This window comes from Oricola indica, from assembly GCF_019966595.1.
GTDB lineage: Bacteria > Pseudomonadota > Alphaproteobacteria > Rhizobiales > Rhizobiaceae > Oricola > Oricola indica.
This window is the reverse complement of the sequence record NZ_JAINFJ010000004.1, coordinates 380316-398253: the sequence shown is the minus strand read 5'-3', so window position 1 is coordinate 398253 and position 17938 is coordinate 380316. Positions and strand designations below refer to the sequence as shown.

Genomic DNA, 17938 nt, shown 5'->3' with positions numbered 1-17938 from the left:
GGCGATCGTCGGATTAAACCTAGCCTTAACCGGATCAAGAAAAGGTAAAATGCGAACGATCCGGCATTGAAAGACCGGATTCGGATCGACGGCGCCGCGACCCGGGTGTATCAGCGCCGCAAGGCGATTGCGGAGCGCCAGGACCACACATGCGCGATATCGTATCGAAAAACCTGCTTTTCAGACTCGGCAGCTTCGCCGTAGCGGGCGGCACCGGGTTTATTGTCGATGCGACGGTGCTGACGGTGCTGATGCATTTCACGCCGCTCGGTCCGTTCACAGCACGTCTCTTCGCCATCGCGGCGGCGATGTTCACGACATGGATGATCAACCGCACCGTGACCTTCGGAAAGAGCGACCGGCATGTGGTGCAGGAAGGCGCACGCTACGGTTTCGTGGCGATACTCGGCGCTGCGCTGAATTACGCCATCTATTCCGGCCTGCTGCTTGCCGCGCCCGGTACGATCACCCCGCTCATCGCGCTGGTGATCGCCGTCGCGGCCGTGACCGTGTTTTCCTATCTGGGCTACTCGCGATTCGTCTTCAATCGCACGTGAAGGACTCATCAAAGCCGCCGGCAATGCCCATATAAGAGCGCATGAGACCGCCGTTCCTGAACGAAGATCACATCATTCACCGCCAGCACCGCGCGCTTAATGCGCTGCATACATGGTTGCTGGCATCCGGGAGCCTCGTGCTGCTCGCGGTGACCGCCTGGGCCATCGCGGGAACGACCGGGCTGCTTTACGCCATCGCAATCGGCGCGTTCATGCTCGGCGCGGCGCGGCGGGTCTCCCCCAACATGGTTCTGCGCATGTACAAGGCGCGGCCGGTGACGCCGCACAATTTCCCGGCCGGCTACCGGATGATCCAGGAACTGGCGTCACGCGCCAACCTTCCGGCGACGCCGAAACTCCATGTCATCCCGTCGAGGATGATGAACGCCTTCGCCGTCGGGCGGCGCGACGACTCCGCGATCGCGGTTACCGATGCCCTCCTGCGCAATCTCACTCTGCGAGAGTTGGCCGGCGTTCTGGCGCATGAAACCACCCATATCGCCAATGAAGACATCAAGGTGATGTCGCTCGCCGACATGGTGTCGCGCATGACCTCGACACTTTCGACCGTCGGCCTGTTCGCGATCCTGTTCAATATCTCGGGTTTCTTCGGGCAGATTCCGTGGCTTGGCATTCTCGCGATGGTCGCCTCGCCGACAATCGGTGGGCTGCTGCAGCTGGCGTTGTCGCGTACCCGCGAGTTCGACGCGGACTACGGCGCGGCGCTGTTGACCGGCGATCCGGACGGCTTGTCCTCCGCACTTCTCAAGCTGGAGCGGGCGCGGGGAAAACGCTGGGAAGGCATGATGCTGCCCGGCAGCCGCATTCCGGACCCTTCGATGCTGCGCACCCACCCGGCAACCGAAGAACGCATCGCGCGACTTTCGGCGCTGAAGGGCGCCCTGCGCGGTCAGCCTCCGCTCCGCGATACGTCGCCGGCCGGCGAAAATCGCCCGGCCAGCGGTCACTCGCCGGTGCCGCAGATCCGGCTCGGACGCCGCGACCGAGCACGTTTCGGCCACTGGGCGGCGCTCGCCGGCGAAATGCCCGAGCGCCATTCCATGGTCGAGGACCCGGATTGCGACGATCCCGCCTGCGCGGAAAGCCTTCATCCCTGGGAGAAACAGGGCAGGAAGCCACGCATTCGGGTCACGCGAGGCGGCGTCTGGTGGTAATATTAACCGGCTAATCTTTATCTATAGATTGGCGGCTAAACAGTTTCCCAGTTCCCGCTCTCACCGGCGCGGAAGACAGCGTCGATGAATTTCTGGTTGGCGACAGAATTTTCCAGTTCGAAGATCGCCACGTCCTCGCCGCGCGCCTTGCGGGCAAAGGTCTCGACCTGCAGCTTGTATTGGCGCACGCCCGGAAACCGGAAGACTTCCGCGTGGTTATGGCCGGCATTGTGAAGCGTGATGCGGGCGTGTTCGTAATCGCCGGCATTGAAAGGGCCATCCACCTCGATGAGGCCCTTCTCACCGTGGAACACCATCATCTGGCGCAGCGCCATCTGGGTGGAACAGTAGAAGGCGAGTTCGAAACCGTCGAATTTCGCGCGCACATCCGAATAGATGTCCGTACCGAATGTCGGATCGCGCTCGACCGTCGCCGAGACGGAGACCGGCTCCTTGCCGGTGACGAAACGGGTCGTCACGGTCGGGTAGACGCCGATATCCGGCAGGCCGCCACCTCCCAGTTCCGGGATGTTGCGCGTGTTCGTCGGGTCGGTGTTGAAATAGGTGAATGCGCCCTGCACCTGGCGCAGGCGACCGATGGCGCCGTCGGCGATGAGATCACGCACCTTCATCCATTGCGGATGATACGTGACCATGAAAGCCTCTGAGATCACCACGCCGGCGCGATCCCGTGCGGCAATGAGCGGCTCGATCTCGGCGGCATTCAGCGCGATCGGTTTCTCGACGAGCACGTGTTTGCCCGCCTCTGCCGCCTTCACGGCCCACTCGATGTGCTGCGCCGTCGGGACGGGGATATAGACCCCGTCGACCGTATCGGAGGAGAGTAGCGCCTCGTAGGAGCCGAAGGCATGCGGCGCGCCGAACCGGTCGGCAAGCGCGCGGGCGCGGCCCTCGTCACGGCTGGCGATCGCGGTCAGAACGCCATTCTCGGCATCGCAGATCGCCGGAATGACCTGCTCGCGGCCGATCTTCGCGGTCGATAATACTCCCCAACGAAACATGACGTTCCTCCTGCTTGATTCGGTGGCCATACTACTCACGGCGTCCGTGCTGTCACCCTGTGCCCGATGCATGTTCAGGCACCCGCATCAAAGCAGCCAAACGGCGGCCAGTGCGACCAGCGCCGGTGCGGCCTGCACCCACAGAATGCGGCGCGAGACACTGAGCGCGCCGTACAGACCGGCGATAATCACGCAGAGCAGGAAGAATGTCGCGATGGCCGACGCGGCACCCGGCGCGCCGAGCGGTATCAGCGACCAGATCAGCCCGGCGGCGAGAAAGCCGTTATAGAGGCCCTGATTGCCGGCGAGCACTTTCGTCGCCGCAGCGCTTTCCGGCGTGTTGCGGAAGACCTTCATACCCTGCGGCTTGTCCCAGAGAAACATTTCGAGGACGAGGAACAGGATATGTTCCAGCGCGACGATTGCGACAAGGATCTGCGCCAAAAAGGACATAGTCTTCTCCCGGAGTTCGGGAGAAGACTATTCCGGAAACGGAACGCGGGAAAGCCGGCGGATCAGCCGCGCAGCACCCCGCCTGCCGATTTGCCGACATTCTCGACGATCTTCGCCGACAGCGCGTCGAGATCCTCGTCGGTGAGCGTGCGGTCCGTCGGCTGAATGGAGACTTCCAGCGCCACCGACTTCTTGCCCTCGCCCAGCGATGCGCCCTCGAAGATGTCGAAGACATTGACATTCGTGATCAGCTTCTTGTCGGCGCCGGAGACGGCGCGGACGAGGGTCGCCGCCGGGGTGTCCCGATCGACCACGAAGGCATAGTCGCGCCTGAGCATCTGGAAGGGCGAGATTTCCAGTTTCGGCTTGGTGCGTGTCGGCTTCTTCTTAGGTTCGGGAATGGCGTCGATGAAGACCTCGAAACCGCAAAGCGCACCGGACACATCGAGCGCCTCTAGCGTGCGCGGATGGAACTCGCCGAAATGGCCGAGCACGACCTTCGGGCCGAGCTTGATCACGCCGGAACGGCCGGGATGATACCAGCCGGGCGCGCCGCGCTCGATCTGGAGATTGGCGACCGGAGCGCCGCAGGCTTCAAGCGCCGCGAGCGCATCCGCCTTGGCGTCGAACACGCCGACCGCCTCGCCATTTCCAGCCCAGTGGCGACCGCCACCGGTCAGTGCAGCCGTGCCGCGCCGAATGCCGCCAGCGACGCGGCGCTGCGCGTCCGGCGTGTCGCCCTCGTAGGTCGCCGCGACCTCGAACAGCGCGACATCGCCGACGCCCTGGTCGGCATTGCGCTGCGCGGCTGCAAGCAGGCCCGGCAGAAGAGACGGTCGCATGTCGGACATGTCGGCGGCGATCGGATTGGCAAGCTTCAGCGCGGCGCTGCCGCCGCCAAACAATTCCGCATGCTCCGCCGGGATGAAGGACCAGGAGACCGATTCCATCATGCCGCGCACGGCCAGCGCGCGCTTGGCGAGACGCGTTCGGATCTGCAGCGTCGTCAGGATCTTCGCGTTGACCGCGCCATGGCTCCGCAGCGGCTGTGGGTCGATATTGTTCTCGCCATGGATGCGCATGACCTCCTCGACGAGGTCCGCCTTGCCTTCGACGTCATACATACGCCAGGACGGCACCGTGACCTTCGCCTCGACGCCCGATCCCTCGACGCCGAACCCGAGGCGCTTGAAGATGTCGATCTGCTCTTGCGACGTCACTTCGATGCCGACGAGGCGCTTCACTTCGGTGAACGGGAAATCGATCACTTTCGGCGCATAGGCCTCATAACCCACGACCTCCGGCTCGGACGGCGTGCCGCCGCAGAAATCGAGCACGAGTTCCGTCGCCATTTCCATGCCGTCGACCATGAATTGCGGATCGACGCCGCGCTCGAAGCGATAGCGCGCATCGGTGATGATGCCGAGATCGCGGCCGGTGCGGGCGATGTTCATCGGGTTCCACAGCGCCGACTCGATCAGCACGTCGGTCGTGTTCTCGTCGCAGCCGGAATGTTCGCCGCCCATGATGCCGGCGATCGATTCGACGCCGTTGTCGTCTGCAATGACACACATTTCCGACGTCAGTTCGTATTCGCGCTCGTCCAGCGCGAGAACCTTCTCGCCTTCCCTGGCGCGGCGCACGACGAGATTACCGGCGACCTTGCCGGCATCGAAGACATGCAGCGGACGGCCGCGGTCCATCGTGATGTAGTTGGTGATGTCGACCAGCGCATTGATCGGGCGCAGGCCGATCGCGAGCAGGCGCTGCTGCATCCAGGCCGGCGACGGTCCGTTCTTGACGCCGCGAACCATGCGCAGCGCAAAGCCGGGGCAAAGGTCTGCGTCTTCGATGGTCACCTTGACCGGGCAAGCGCCGTCGCCGGCGGCCGGCTCGACCCCCGGCGTCATCAGCGTTCCGAGACCGGCGGCCGCGAGATCGCGCGCGATGCCCGCAACGCCGGTGCAATCGGCGCGGTCCGGCGTCAGGCCGATTTCGATCACCGGATCGTCGAGGCCCGCGTAAGCGGCGAACGATGTGCCGACCGGCGCATCCTCGGGCAGGTCGATAATGCCGGTATGGGCATCCGACATCTGCAATTCGCGCTCGGAACACATCATGCCGTGGCTCTCGACACCACGGATCTTGCCGACGGAAAGCGTGACGTCGATACCGGGTACGTATGCGCCGGGCGCCGCGAAAGCGCCCACAAGGCCCGCACGCGCGTTGGGTGCGCCGCAGACGACCTGGACCGGCTTGCCGTCGCCTGTGTCCACCGACAGGACCCGCAGGCGGTCGGCGTCGGGATGCTGTTCGGCGGTGAGAACCTTCGCGATCACGAACGGCTTGAACTGAGCCTTGTCGTCAACTGCTTCGACCTCAAGGCCGATATTCGTCAGCCGCTCGACGATCTGGTCGAGCGAGGCGTCGGTATCCAAATGTTCCTTCAGCCAGGAAAGGGTGAATTTCATCGTTCAGTCATCCGTGTCGGTTTCGAGCGTTTCGACGAGGCGAAAACGCTCGCAAACAAGTTCCATGTCCGGCGCATAGCCGCCATCGCGCCATTCCGGGCTGTCGCCGAAAGAGAAGGTCTCCGTGCCGTGCGAGGTCTGCGGCAAAGACGTCACGCGCTCAGCCCCCCGAACAGCGTTGGCATGTCGAGCGGGCGGAAGCCGTAATGGCTGAGCCAGCGCACATCGGCGTCGAAGAAGGCGCGCAGGTCCGGCATGCCGTATTTCAGCATGGCGAGGCGGTCGATGCCGATGCCCCAGGCAAAGCCCTGGAATTCGTCGGGATCGAGCCCGCTCATGCGCAGCACATTCGGGTGAACCATGCCGCAGCCGAGAATCTCCATCCAGTCCTTGCCCTCGCCGAAGCGCACTTCGCCCGGCTTGGAGCGGTCGCACTGGATGTCAACCTCCATGGACGGCTCGGTGAAGGGGAAGAAGGACGGCCGGAAACGCATGGCGATGTGCTCGACCTCGAAGAAGGTCTTGCAGAATTCGGTCAGCACCCATTTCAGATTGGCCACATTGGCGTGGCGGTCGATCACCAGCCCCTCGACCTGATGGAACATGGGCGAGTGGGTGGCGTCCGAATCCTGCCGGTAGGTCTTGCCCGGAATGATGATGCGGATCGGCGGTTTCTGCGTTTCCATGGTGCGGATCTGCACCGGTGAGGTGTGCGTGCGCAGGAGCTTGCGCTCGCCCTCCTCGTTCGCGTTGAAGAAGAAAGTGTCGTGCATCTCGCGGGCCGGATGGCCCTCGGGGAAGTTCAGCGCGGTGAAATTGTAGTAGTCGGTCTCGATATCCGGCCCCTCGGCGATCGAGAAACCCATGTCGGCGAAGATTGCGGTCAGTTCGTCGGTGACCTGGGTGATCGGGTGGATCCGACCGGTTTCCGCGGGCGCGGGTCGTACCGGCAAAGTGACATCGACGGTCTCGGTCGCCAGCCGTGCCTCGATGGCGGCATCGCGCAGCTCGGTCTTGCGCGCGGCGATCGCCTGGGTGATCCGGTCTCGCAGCCCGTTGATCGCCGGGCCCATGACCTGACGCTCCTCCGGCGTCATCTTGCCGAGCGTCTTCAGCCGTTCCGACACGGAGCCCTTCTTGCCGATGGCACCGACGCGCACCGCCTCGATGGCCGGTTCGTCGGCCGCGGCGGCGATCTCGTCCATCAGTTTTCGTTCGAGGCTTTCGAGTTCCTGAAGCATGTCGAATTTCCGGTTTGCGGTTGCGCGGATTTGTTTAGCCGCGCGATGTGAAAGGTCAAAGAAAAACCCGCGTCTGGACCAGCCAGCGCGGGTTTCTCAGGGTCTCGGTCGAGAAAGCGCTGACTTAACGGACAGCGCTTTCAAACGCGTTCGGCGTAGTGTCCTTGAGATAGGCAAGGGCTTCCTTGGCCTTGCCGACCAGTACTTCGAACGCCTGCGGCTCGTGGATCGCCATGTCGGACATGACCTTGCGGTCCATCTCGATGCCGGCCTTGTTCAGGCCGTCGATGAAACGGCCATAGGTCAGGCCATGCTCGCGCACGGCGGCGTTGATGCGTTGGATCCACAGCGAGCGGAAATTCCGCTTGCGAGTCTTGCGGTCGCGGTAGGCGTATTGCTTCGACTTGTCGACAGCGGCCTTCGCGGTGCGAATGGTGTTCTTGCGGCGGCCGTAGAAGCCTTCCGCCTGCTTGAGGACTTTCTTGTGCTTGGCGTGGGCTGTCACGCCGCGTTTTACACGTGCCATGATCTAATCTCCTGGTTCGGGTCGTGACGGCTCAGTCGCCGTAGGGCATCATCTTCTTGACGATCTTCGCATCCTGATCGGCGAGCACCATGGTGCCGCGCGCGTCGCGGATGAACTTGTTGGACCGTTTGATCATGCCATGGCGCTTGCCGGCGGCAGCGACCTTGACCTTGCCAGTAGCCGTGATCTTGAAGCGCTTCTTGCAGGAAGACTTCGTCTTCATCTTGGGCATTTTGCTCTCCGTTATTGTGCGCCATCGCTGCTTCACGAGACTTGCCGCAAATTCCGCCTGCCGCATGAAACTCATGCGAAGCGGGCCCGGCCGTCGAACGATGTGCGCTGTTCTTGCATTCGGAACGGCCACGGCATGCCCTGCCGGACCGTTCGGGACGCGGCTCTATAGACTCGGAGCGCCCGGAATGCAAGCATTGGAGACCGTTGTGAGAGGGCAATGTCACAATGGCTGAGAAGAGACGGTTTCTTTCGACGGCCTATACCGTCAAGAGCGATGCCGAAACCAGGGCATTCTACGACAGTTGGGCCGAGATCTATGACGATGAGCTGACGGAGAACAGCTATCGCCAGCCGGCGCGTTGCGCCGAAACTCTGCGCCTGATGGCCGATCCCGACGGCTGCGCCGTTCTCGATGTCGGCTGCGGGTCGGGCATGTCCGGGCTGGCGCTGTGCAGCGTGGGTTTCGAGACCGTGGATGGTTGCGATTTCTCTTCCGGCATGCTCGCCAAGGCGGCAAAGACCGGCACCTACCGCCAACTGTTCGAGACCAATCTGAACGAACCGCCGATGGACGTGCCGGACGACACCTACGGGGCCGCGGCCTGTGTCGGCGTGTTCTCCTTCGGTCATGTCCGGGCCGATGCGCTTGACGACATCTTGCGGGTTGTCCGGCCCGGCGGCGCGCTGGTGATCGGACTGAACGACAATTTCTACCGGGAGGGGTCGCTCATCGCGAAACTCGATGCGCTGGCAACGCTCGGCCGAATCACCATCCGCGCGCAAGAGCACGGCGAACACATTCCGGGGACAGGTCTGACCGGCTGGGTGATCAGCGCCTACAAAATCGCCTGACCACACAAAAAAGCGGGCCGAAGCCCGCTTTCACAATGTCAGCAAATGGTCGCGGCCTCAGCGAGGCGCGAGCACCATCATCATCTGGCGGCCTTCGAGCTTCGGCTCGGCCTCCACCTTGGCGATCTCGTCTGTGTCTCCCTTGACCTTCTGCAAGAGTTCCATGCCGAGATACTGGTGCGCCATTTCGCGGCCGCGGAAGCGCAGCGTCACCTTGACCTTGTCGCCCTCGTCGAAGAAGCGGCGCATCGCCTTCATCTTCACCTCGTAATCATGGGTGTCGATATTGGGACGCATCTTGATCTCCTTGATCTCGACGGTCTTCTGCTTCTTGCGCGCGGCGGCGGCTTTTTTCTGTTGTTCGTATTTGAGCTTGCCCAGATCGACGATCTTGGCAACGGGCGGATTGGCGTTCGGGACGATCAGGACGAGATCCAGCCCCGCCTCTTCCGCGACCCGGAGGGCTTCGGCTGTATCCGTGACGCCCTGGTTCTCGCCTTCGGCGTCAATCAACTGAATCTGTGGGTCGCGAATGTCGCGATTGGCGGTCGGGCCTGTTTTTTGAGCCGGAGGGGCTCGGAATGGACGGCGAATGGTCGTTGTCTCCTGTACTGTTTCGGTACGAGTTCAATGGGAAGTCCGCGCAATGTCGGGATTCCCGGCGCCGAGTCAATAGCACGACCCACGAGAAAAATCATCATCGCACGGCATGGGGCTTCACATAGGGTGCCGAGCCGCGCAAAACACGGCTCAAAGCCAAAGGAGAGGACCGCGATGACCGAACAGCCCGAAAAACTCGACGTTTCCGGTGTCGATATCGCGGTACGGCACCGTTCCGGCGGCGCTCCCGGCCTCGTCTGGCTCGGCGGCTATCGCTCCGACATGCTCGGCACGAAAGCCGAGCGGCTCGACCAGCTGGCCGGAGACCTCGGCCTCGCCTATACCCGCCACGACTATTCGGGCCACGGAGAATCGGGCGGCGCGTTCACCGACGGCACGATCTCGAAATGGCTGGCCGAGAGCATCGCCGTCTTCGAACACTACACGAAAGGTCCGCAGATCCTCATCGGTTCGTCGATGGGCGGGTGGATCGCGCTCCGAATGGTGCAGGAGCTCAACAGGGGCGGTCCGGACGACCGGATCGCCGGGATGGTGCTGCTCGCGCCCGCGCCGGACTTCACGCACGAGCTGATGGAGCCGGAACTGACGGAAAAGGAGCGCGCCGACATGGAAACGAAGGGCTATTTCGAGGAATTCAGCGAATATTCGCCAGATCCGAACATCTTCACGAAGACGTTGTTCGAGGACGGGCGGCGCAACCGCGTCCTGGTCGAGCCCCTCGACACGCATTGCCCGGTGCACATCCTGCAGGGCATGGCCGACCCGGACGTACCTTACACGCATGCGCAAAAATTGATGGAATTCCTGTCCAGGGACGACGCGGCGCTGACCATGATCAAGGACGGCGATCACCGGCTTTCACGGCCGCAGGACCTCGACCTTCTCGCCCGCACCGTGACGGCGATGGTCGAACCGATCCGCGCGGCGCGCTGATCCGCCAGCCGCCCAGGCATGCCGCGCGACCTGTTCACGACCTGTTTTCGACGGTCAAAACAGCTTTTCGGCGGCTCAAGGACAAAATTTTTCATCACGTCCCGTGTGGAGAAAACTCCAGTGAGTCGCCCTCGGAAGCCCGGAACTCCGGGCTTTTCAACTTGCAAAACATCTTGAGCGTACCCACCTCGTTTGCAGGCAGCGACCACCGCCGCCTTGAACTCGAAAAGGGGTAGCGAATGACACAAACCGCTCTGATCCGCCCGGCTTGGACACCCGCGACGATCGCGCTGATGGTTCTGGGTTTCATCATCTTCTGGCCGCTCGGCCTGGCGATGCTGGCCTATATCCTGTGGGGCGACAGGCTCGACGACTTCAAGAGGGACGTGAACATGAAAACCGACGAAGTATTCCGGGGCTGCAGCGGCATCGGCCGCAAACGCCGCGGCCGGCATGCCCACTACCATGCCCGTACGGGCAACGTGGCCTTCGACGACTGGCGCGAAGGGGAACTGAAGCGCCTGGAAGAAGAACGCCGCAAGCTCGACACGATGCGCGAGGAGTTCGACTCCTACATGCGCGAACTGCGTCGTGCAAAGGACCAGGAAGAGTTCGACCGCTTCATGCGCGAACGTCCGAGCCGCCACAACAATGGCGACAATGGCAACAATCATGGTCCCTCTGTGCCGAATGTCACAGATCACGGCTGACTTTCGAGCCTAAACTCGGTCTGACCTCCAAACTGACCTCCATGGCTCCAGCCCGCGGTTTTCCAAACCGCGGGCTTTTTTCTTTATCCTCCCGACACGAGAATCGGCTAAATCCCAAGCATGGGATTCGGGTTCATGCGCAAGAAATCCGTCGGAGCGGACGGCAAGGCCGTGCAGCACCTCACGCATGAGGTGGCCGGGCGGGCCTTGCCGCTTCGAATTACCGAAAACCCGCGCGCCCGGCGCCTGACGCTGCGCATAAGGCCCGGCGCACAGGGGCTCACGGTCACGACGCCCGTCGGCGTCCCGATGCTCGAGGTCGAGCGCTTCCTGTTCCGCAACCGCGACTGGCTGGAGGAAAAGATCGGCACGATCCCCGACCGGCCGCAGGTGCGTCCGGGCATCAAGGTGCCGATCCGGGGCGTCAACCACGAGATCGTGCACGAGCCGGGGCGCGGCGTCACACAGGCGGTGCGCGATGCGGACGGCGCGAAACTGATCGTGCGCGGCGAGCGCATCCATCTGCCCCGCCGCGTTGCCGACCATCTGAAGAAGGAAGCCAAAGCCGAAATCGGCGCCCTGGTCGAAAAACACACGAAGACCATCGGCAGGAATGCGAAATCCATTCGCTACAAGGACACGGTCAGCCGCTGGGGCTCCTGCTCGTCGGAAGGCAACCTCTCGTTTTCATGGCGCATCATGATGGCGCCCCGCCCGGTCATCGACTATCTCGTCGCCCACGAGGTGGCGCATCTCAGGCACATGAACCACGGACCGAAGTTCTGGGCGTTGTGCGAGGAACTCTGCCCGGACACCAAACGCTGCAAGGCATGGCTGAAGAAGAACGGCTCGGCGCTGCAGGCGATCGGATTCGAAAAGGACTGAGGGCGCTCGCGCGGCGCAATGTTTCGCATCAAGACGGATCATATTCCCCGACTGGCGTCTCGACTCTTGGCCGCTGCCCCCTTATTTCCCCCGCATGGCACTGGACATCAAAATCTGCGGGCTGAAGACGGAAGAGGCGGTTGACGCGGCGCTTGACGGTGGCGCGAACCATATCGGTTTCATCTTCTTCGAAAAAAGCCCGCGCCACGTGGAGGCCGAAGTCGCACGCGATCTGTCCGTGCGAGCGCGGCAGCGTCTGGCGATACCCGTGGCCGTCACCGTCGATGCCGACGACGCGACGCTGGCCGACATCGTCGCCACGGTGAAGCCCGGCATGCTGCAGCTTCACGGCAAGGAAAGCCCGACACGCGTGGCCGATGTGCGCGCAAAATTCGGCCTGCCGGTGATGAAGGCGTTTTCCATCCGCGAGGCCGGGGATCTGGACGCGATCGAGCCCTATTACGGCATCGCCGACCGCTTTCTGTTCGACGCGAAGCCGCCGGCGAATTCGGCGCTTCCGGGTGGAAACGGCGTCTCCTTCGACTGGTCCCTGCTGGCGGCGCTTGACGGTAAGGTGAATTACATGCTTTCCGGGGGTCTCGATCCCGAAAACGTAGCGGAAGCACTGGCGGTTTCGGGCGCCAGGGCCCTCGACGTTTCGTCGGGCGTGGAAAGCGCGCCGGGCGTGAAGGACATCAACAGGATCGCCGCCTTCCTGAAAGCGGCGCAAGCGGGCGAGACCCGCAATCGGGAGTGACGCCATGAACAAGCCGCCTTCACCCAACTCGTTCCGCACCGGACCCGACGATCAGGGCATGTTCGGGATTTTCGGCGGCCGTTTCGTCGCCGAGACGCTGATGCCGCTTATCCTGGACCTTCAGGATCACTGGGCGAAAGCCAAGGACGATCCGGAATTCCAGGCCGAATTGCAGTCGCTCAACACGCATTATACCGGCCGGCCGTCACCGCTCTATTTCGCGGAGCGGCTGACCGAGCATCTCGGCGGCGCGAAAATCTATTTCAAGCGCGACGAGCTGAACCACACCGGATCGCACAAGATCAACAACTGCCTAGGGCAGATTCTCCTAGCACGCCGCATGGGCAAGACGCGGATCATCGCGGAGACCGGCGCCGGACAGCACGGCGTGGCCTCTGCAACGGTCTCGGCCCGCTTCGGCCTGCCGTGTCATGTCTATATGGGCGCAACCGATGTCGAGCGGCAGGCGCCGAATGTCTTCCGCATGAAATTGCTCGGCGCCGAAGTAACCCCGGTGACCTCCGGCCACGGCACGCTCAAAGACGCGATGAACGAGGCGCTGCGCGACTGGGTGACGAATGTCGAGGACACTTATTACCTGATCGGCACGGCCGCCGGCCCGCATCCCTATCCGGAGATGGTGCGCGATTTCCAGTCGGTCATCGGTCAGGAAACCAAAGAGCAATTGATGCAGGCCGAGGGACGGCTGCCCGACATGCTCGTTGCCGCGGTCGGTGGCGGCTCCAACGCGATCGGCCTGTTCCACCCGTTCCTCGACGACAAGGATGTCCAGATCGTCGGCGTCGAAGCGGGCGGCAAGGGGCTTTCCGGCGAGGAGCATTGCGCCTCGCTGACTGCGGGATCGCCGGGCGTGCTGCATGGCAATCGCACCTATCTGCTGCAGGATGGCGACGGCCAGATCAAGGACGGACACTCGATCTCCGCCGGTCTGGACTATCCGGGCATCGGGCCGGAACATAGCTGGCTCAAGGATTCGGGCCGCTGCGACTATGTGCCGATCATGGACGATGAGGCTCTGGATGCCTTCCAGCTTCTCTGCCGCATCGAGGGCATCATCCCCGCGCTCGAACCCTCTCATGCACTTGCCGAGGTCATCAAGCGCGCACCGTCCATGGGCAAGGACCAGATCATCGTGATGAACCTGTGCGGACGTGGCGACAAGGACGTCTTCACGGTCGGCAAGATCCTGGGGCACGACCTTTGACCGCGTTCGAGATCTACCAATCGAAGCAGAACCCGCTTCACTACGTGGCGATCGAGGAAGGCGACACGCGCGAAAACGCCGAGGGCGTGCGTACGAGCCAGAACCTGCAGTTCCTGACGCGCGTTCCCGACGACGGCGAGCCGCGCATCGCCTTCGATCCCAAGGAAGCCGTCTCGCGTATCGCAAAGAACGGTTTCTACGCTTTCAATGTGACGATCACGATCCGGGAGTCCGCCGACGGATGAGCGTGACGATCTACCACAATCCGAAATGCGGTACGTCGCGCAATGTGCTGGCGATGATCCGCGCATCCGGCGAGGAGCCGGAGGTGGTCGAGTATCTGAAGACCCCGCCCGGACGCGAAAAGCTCGTCGAACTGATCGGTGCGACGGGACTTCCGGTCCGCGAGATCCTGCGCCGCAAGGGCACGCCCCATGACGAGCTCGGGCTCGACGACCCGAAATGGAGCGACGACGAACTGATCGATTTCATGGTCGAACACCCGATCCTGATGAACCGGCCCATCGTGGTCACACCGCTGGGCGCGGCCCTTTGCCGGCCGTCGGAAAAGGTACTCGACATTTTGCCGAATGCAGAGGGCGTCGGCGAATTTGAGAAAGAAGACGGGGAGCGCGTCGCGGCCCGGACAAAGGACGACAGAACATGACTGCACGCATGGATGCCCGTTTCGCGAAGCTGAAGGAAGAAGGCCGCCCGGCCCTCGTCACCTTCGTGATGAGCGGCGACCCGGATTACGACACCTCGCTCGCCATCCTGAAGAAACTGCCGGCCGCCGGCGCGGATGTGGTCGAGCTGGGCATGCCGTTTTCCGACCCGATGGCCGACGGTCCGGCGATCCAGGCCGCGGGCCTGCGCGCGCTGAAAGCCGGGCAGACTTTGAAAAAGACGCTCCAGATGGTCGCGACGTTCCGCGAGACCGACGACGACACGCCGATCGTCCTGATGGGCTACTACAATCCGATCTATATCTACGGCGTCGATACCTTCCTGGCGGATGCGAAGAAAGCCGGCGTGGACGGTCTGATCATCGTCGACCTGCCGCCGGAAATGGACGACGAATTGTGCATTCCGGCGCTTTCGGCCGATATCAACTTCATCCGGCTCGCGACGCCGACAACCGACGACAAGCGCCTGCCGGCGGTTCTCAAGAACACGTCGGGCTTCGTCTATTACGTCTCCATGACCGGGATCACCGGCGGCGCGATCGCCTCCACCTCGAAGATCGCCGACGCGGTCACCCGCATCAAGAACCATACGGACCTGCCGGTCTGTGTCGGTTTCGGGGTCAAGACCGCGGAGCAGGCAAAGGTCATCGGCCGCGATGCCGACGGCGTCGTTGTCGGCACCGCGATCGTCCAGGCGGTGGCCAATACGCTCGACAAGGACAATCGCGCCACCACCGATACGGTGGAAGCGGTCGCAACGCTGGTTGGCGGGCTCGCGGCGGGCGTTCGCGCCTCGCGCCTTGAAGCCGCCGGATAGACGCGCCACATTGGCCTGACTGGATAAAACGGGACAAATCCCATGAACTGGATCACCAATTACGTCCGCCCACGGCTGAACTCTATGCTCGGCCGGCGCGAAATGCCGGAAAACCTCTGGATCAAATGTCCCGAGACCGGGGAAATGGTGTTCCACCGCGATCTCGAGGCAAACCAGTGGGTGGTGCCGTCATCCGGCTATCACATGAAGATCTCGGCGCGCGACCGGTTGCAACATTTCTTCGACAATGGCGTTTACGAGGTCCTCGACAACCCCGAAGTGCCGGTCGATCCGCTGCGCTTCCGCGACCAGAAGAAATACACGGACCGGCTGCGTGAGAACAAGGCGAAGACCGGGCTCGACGATTCGATCGTCAATGCGCTCGGGTCGCTCGAAGGCATGCCGATCGCCACCTGCCTGCATGATTTCAACTTCATGGGCGGATCGCTTGGCATCGCGGCGGGCGAGGCGATCGTCAAAGGCTTCATGACCGCGATCGAGAAGAAACGGCCCATGGTGCTGTTCGCGGCTTCCGGCGGCGCGCGCATGCAGGAAGGCATCCTTTCGCTGATGCAGCTGCCGCGCACCACCGTCGCGGTCGAAATGCTCAAGGAAGCCGGGCTTCCCTATATCGTCGTGCTGACCAATCCGACGACCGGCGGCGTCTCGGCGTCCTACGCCATGCTCGGCGACATCCACATCGCCGAACCGGGCGCGGTGATTGGTTTCGCGGGCGCGCGCGTGATCGAGCAGACGATCCGCGAGAAACTGCCGGAAGGTTTCCAGCGGTCCGAATACCTGCTCGAACACGGCATGGTCGACATGGTCGTGCACCGCCACGAATTGCGGCCGACCATCGCCCGGCTGCTTCGCATCCTGATGAAACAGCCCGCGGCCACCCCAAGCTTGCCCGCGCCGGAGCCGGAGGCCAAGGCCGAGGAGCCGCTACAGGAAGCCGAGACCGCGCCCGAAACAGCGGACGCATCCTGACCCGCGCAAACGATCGGACACCGACTTGACGATACCGGCACAGCGCCGATCCGACCCGATTGCCGGAAACGGCGCCGGTGGCGCGGCAAAACGCGAAATCGAGCGACTGGAAACCGTCCACCCGCAGGGATTCGACCTCTCTCTGGATCGTCTCCATCGCCTGCTCGACCGGCTCGGCAATCCGCAGGACAAGCTGCCGCCGGTGATCCATATCGCCGGCACCAACGGCAAGGGATCATGCGCCACGATGTGTCGCGCCCTTCTGGAAGCGGACGGCAAGTCGGTGCATGTCCACACCTCGCCGCATCTCGTGCGCTGGCACGAACGTTTCCGTATGGGCCGTACGGACGGTCCGGGACAGTTCGTCGACGACGAGGTTCTCGCTGACACCATCCGCCGCGTCGCCGAGGTCAATGGCGACGAACCGACCACCGTCTTCGAGATCATGACAGTCGTCATGTTCGTGCTGTTTTCCGAACATCCGGCCGATGCCGCGATCGTCGAGGTCGGTCTGGGCGGCCGTTTCGACGCGACCAACACGATCAGCAATCCCGCCGTCAGCGTGATCATGCCGATCGGGCTCGACCACGAGGCCTATCTCGGCGACAGGATCGAACTGATCGCCATGGAAAAGGCCGGCATCATGAAACCGGGTGTGCCGGTGGTGATCGGCGCACAGGACAACGACGTCGCCCGAGAAGTGCTGATCGACACGGCGGAACGCAGAGGCTGTCCGCTCGCGGTCTACGGCCAGGATTTCCTTGCTTTCGAGGAACATGGGCGCATGGTTTTCCAGAGCCAGGCCGGGCTGATGGACCTGCCCCTGCCCAAACTGCCGGGCCGTCACCAGATCGCCAACGCGGCGACTGCGCTGGCCGCGGTCGCAACGGCGGGTTTCGACATTCATTTCGAGACCGCCGAGCGCGCCCTGACCGACATCAAATGGCCCGGACGCATGCAGCGCCTGACCGAAGGTCCCCTTCCCGCCCTCTTGCCCGGCGGCTCGGAACTGTGGCTCGATGGCGGCCACAATCCGCATGCCGCGATGATGATCGCCGAGACGCTGGCCGGAATGCAGGACCGTATCGAGCGTCCGCTTTTCCTGATCACCGGCATGATCGACGGCAAGGATGCGCGCGGCTATTTTCGCGCTTTCGAGGGCATGGCGCGGCACGTCTTCACCGTACCGGTCCATTTCAACGATGCAGGACTCGATCCCGAAACGCTAGCGCGAAGCGCGGAGGAAGCCGGGCTGACGGCCCAGCCGATGAAGGATGTCGAGGAAGTGTTGAGATTGCTCGGCGAGGGCTGGAACAGGCTTGAGCCGCCGCCGCGCGTCCTGATCGGCGGGTCGCTTTATCTCGCTGGCGAGGTGCTGCGCGACAACGGGATGCCGCCGGAATGAAAAAAGCCCGGCCGAAGCCGGGCTGATTTCGATTCTCGGAAACGATCGCCCTTCAGGCGGTGGCGTTCTTGATCCAGTCCATCAGGCGCGCCTTCGGCGCGGCGCCGATCATCTGGTCGGCGATCTCGCCGTCCTTGAACATGAGCAGCATCGGGATCGAGCGCACGCCATACTGCACGGCGAGATCCTGGTTCTCGTCCACATTGACCTTGGCGATCTTCACCTTGCCTTCCATCTCCGCAGAGATTTCCTCAAGTGCAGGCGAAATCATCTTGCACGGGCCGCACCATTCGGCCCAGAAATCCACCACGACCGGCTCGGAAGACCCGAGAACGTCGCTCTGAAAATTGCTGTTGTCGATATTAACGGTCGCCATGT

The 17938-nt window shown here is 62.9% G+C and carries 22 protein-coding genes; 13 read left to right on the top strand and 9 right to left on the bottom strand.

The annotated features are described in order from the left end of the window. The first annotated feature begins 149 nt into the window (after positions 1-149). Together LC343_RS13585 and LC343_RS13580 are read left to right on the top strand one after the other, a co-directional pair. Positions 150-557 (top strand): GtrA family protein, encoded by a 408-nt coding sequence (locus tag LC343_RS13585; RefSeq protein ID WP_223477675.1) that lies wholly within the window; start codon positions 150-152, stop codon positions 555-557. Positions 558-598: 41 nt separating this feature from the next. Next, positions 599-1732, top strand: coding sequence for a zinc metalloprotease HtpX (locus LC343_RS13580; RefSeq protein WP_223477674.1), 1134 nt, complete (start codon positions 599-601; stop codon positions 1730-1732). Positions 1733-1767: 35 nt separating this feature from the next. Here LC343_RS13580 and LC343_RS13575 read toward each other — a convergent pair whose 3' ends face one another. The 7 genes from LC343_RS13575 to rpmI all read right to left on the bottom strand — a co-directional run bounded on the left by LC343_RS13575 (position 1768) and on the right by rpmI (position 7677). Beyond that, positions 1768-2754 (bottom strand): Gfo/Idh/MocA family protein, encoded by a 987-nt coding sequence (locus tag LC343_RS13575; RefSeq protein WP_223477673.1) that lies wholly within the window; start codon positions 2752-2754, stop codon positions 1768-1770. A gap of 87 nt (positions 2755-2841) precedes the next feature. Continuing rightward, positions 2842-3207, bottom strand: a complete 366-nt coding sequence (locus LC343_RS13570) for a DUF1304 domain-containing protein (RefSeq protein WP_223477672.1) — start codon at positions 3205-3207, stop codon at positions 2842-2844. A 62-nt stretch (positions 3208-3269) separates the two neighbouring features. Further along, entirely contained in the window at positions 3270-5678 is a 2409-nt protein-coding gene (pheT, locus tag LC343_RS13565; RefSeq protein ID WP_223477671.1) for a phenylalanine--tRNA ligase subunit beta, read from the bottom strand. Between the two features lie 3 nt (positions 5679-5681). Continuing rightward, entirely contained in the window at positions 5682-5834 is a 153-nt protein-coding gene (locus tag LC343_RS13560) for a hypothetical protein (RefSeq protein WP_223477670.1), read from the bottom strand. After that, on the bottom strand, positions 5831-6919 hold the full coding sequence (gene pheS, locus LC343_RS13555) for a phenylalanine--tRNA ligase subunit alpha (RefSeq protein WP_223477669.1): 1089 nt from the start codon (positions 6917-6919) through the stop codon (positions 5831-5833). Before pheS ends, LC343_RS13560 begins: the two co-directional genes overlap by 4 nt. A gap of 124 nt (positions 6920-7043) precedes the next feature. Continuing rightward, complete coding sequence (gene rplT / locus LC343_RS13550; protein WP_223477668.1) at positions 7044-7445, bottom strand: 50S ribosomal protein L20; 402 nt, start codon at positions 7443-7445, stop codon at positions 7044-7046. A 31-nt stretch (positions 7446-7476) separates the two neighbouring features. Then, entirely contained in the window at positions 7477-7677 is a 201-nt protein-coding gene (gene rpmI, locus LC343_RS13545; protein ID WP_223477667.1) for a 50S ribosomal protein L35, read from the bottom strand. A gap of 227 nt (positions 7678-7904) precedes the next feature. Between rpmI and LC343_RS13540 the strand changes: the two genes are divergently transcribed. Continuing rightward, on the top strand, positions 7905-8531 hold the full coding sequence (locus LC343_RS13540; protein ID WP_223477666.1) for a class I SAM-dependent DNA methyltransferase: 627 nt from the start codon (positions 7905-7907) through the stop codon (positions 8529-8531). A 57-nt stretch (positions 8532-8588) separates the two neighbouring features. Here the strand turns inward: LC343_RS13540 and infC are convergent, their stop codons facing one another. Further along, positions 8589-9125 (bottom strand): translation initiation factor IF-3, encoded by a 537-nt coding sequence (gene infC, locus LC343_RS13535; RefSeq protein ID WP_223477720.1) that lies wholly within the window; start codon positions 9123-9125, stop codon positions 8589-8591. Positions 9126-9305: 180 nt separating this feature from the next. Here infC and LC343_RS13530 point away from each other — a divergent pair, with 180 nt between their 5' ends. From LC343_RS13530 to LC343_RS13485, 10 genes are all read left to right on the top strand, one after another. Beyond that, on the top strand, positions 9306-10085 hold the full coding sequence (locus tag LC343_RS13530) for an alpha/beta hydrolase (RefSeq protein ID WP_223477665.1): 780 nt from the start codon (positions 9306-9308) through the stop codon (positions 10083-10085). Between the two features lie 239 nt (positions 10086-10324). Next, positions 10325-10795, top strand: coding sequence for a DUF2852 domain-containing protein (locus tag LC343_RS13525; RefSeq protein WP_223477664.1), 471 nt, complete (start codon positions 10325-10327; stop codon positions 10793-10795). Between the two features lie 120 nt (positions 10796-10915). Further along, positions 10916-11680: a M48 family metallopeptidase gene (locus tag LC343_RS13520; protein ID WP_428982553.1), complete on the top strand. Its 765-nt coding sequence runs from the start codon at positions 10916-10918 to the stop codon at positions 11678-11680. Positions 11681-11774: 94 nt separating this feature from the next. Beyond that, positions 11775-12437, top strand: a complete 663-nt coding sequence (locus tag LC343_RS13515) for a phosphoribosylanthranilate isomerase (protein WP_223477662.1) — start codon at positions 11775-11777, stop codon at positions 12435-12437. Between the two features lie 4 nt (positions 12438-12441). Next, positions 12442-13662 (top strand): tryptophan synthase subunit beta, encoded by a 1221-nt coding sequence (trpB, locus tag LC343_RS13510; protein WP_223477661.1) that lies wholly within the window; start codon positions 12442-12444, stop codon positions 13660-13662. After that, positions 13659-13907, top strand: coding sequence for a hypothetical protein (locus tag LC343_RS13505; RefSeq protein WP_223477660.1), 249 nt, complete (start codon positions 13659-13661; stop codon positions 13905-13907). The genes trpB and LC343_RS13505 overlap by 4 nt, the downstream gene beginning before the upstream one ends. Next, on the top strand, positions 13904-14329 hold the full coding sequence (gene arsC, locus LC343_RS13500) for an arsenate reductase (glutaredoxin) (protein WP_223477659.1): 426 nt from the start codon (positions 13904-13906) through the stop codon (positions 14327-14329). Before LC343_RS13505 ends, arsC begins: the two co-directional genes overlap by 4 nt. Continuing rightward, entirely contained in the window at positions 14326-15165 is an 840-nt protein-coding gene (gene trpA, locus LC343_RS13495; protein WP_223477658.1) for a tryptophan synthase subunit alpha, read from the top strand. Before arsC ends, trpA begins: the two co-directional genes overlap by 4 nt. A gap of 42 nt (positions 15166-15207) precedes the next feature. Further along, positions 15208-16155, top strand: coding sequence for an acetyl-CoA carboxylase, carboxyltransferase subunit beta (accD, locus tag LC343_RS13490; RefSeq protein ID WP_223477657.1), 948 nt, complete (start codon positions 15208-15210; stop codon positions 16153-16155). A 25-nt stretch (positions 16156-16180) separates the two neighbouring features. Continuing rightward, positions 16181-17560 (top strand): bifunctional folylpolyglutamate synthase/dihydrofolate synthase, encoded by a 1380-nt coding sequence (locus LC343_RS13485; protein ID WP_238484281.1) that lies wholly within the window; start codon positions 16181-16183, stop codon positions 17558-17560. Positions 17561-17612: 52 nt separating this feature from the next. Here LC343_RS13485 and trxA read toward each other — a convergent pair whose 3' ends face one another. Continuing rightward, positions 17613-17936 carry a thioredoxin gene (gene trxA, locus LC343_RS13480; protein WP_223477656.1) on the bottom strand — a complete coding sequence of 108 codons (324 nt, stop codon included), beginning with the start codon at positions 17934-17936 and terminating at the stop codon, positions 17613-17615. Positions 17937-17938: the final 2 nt, after the last annotated feature.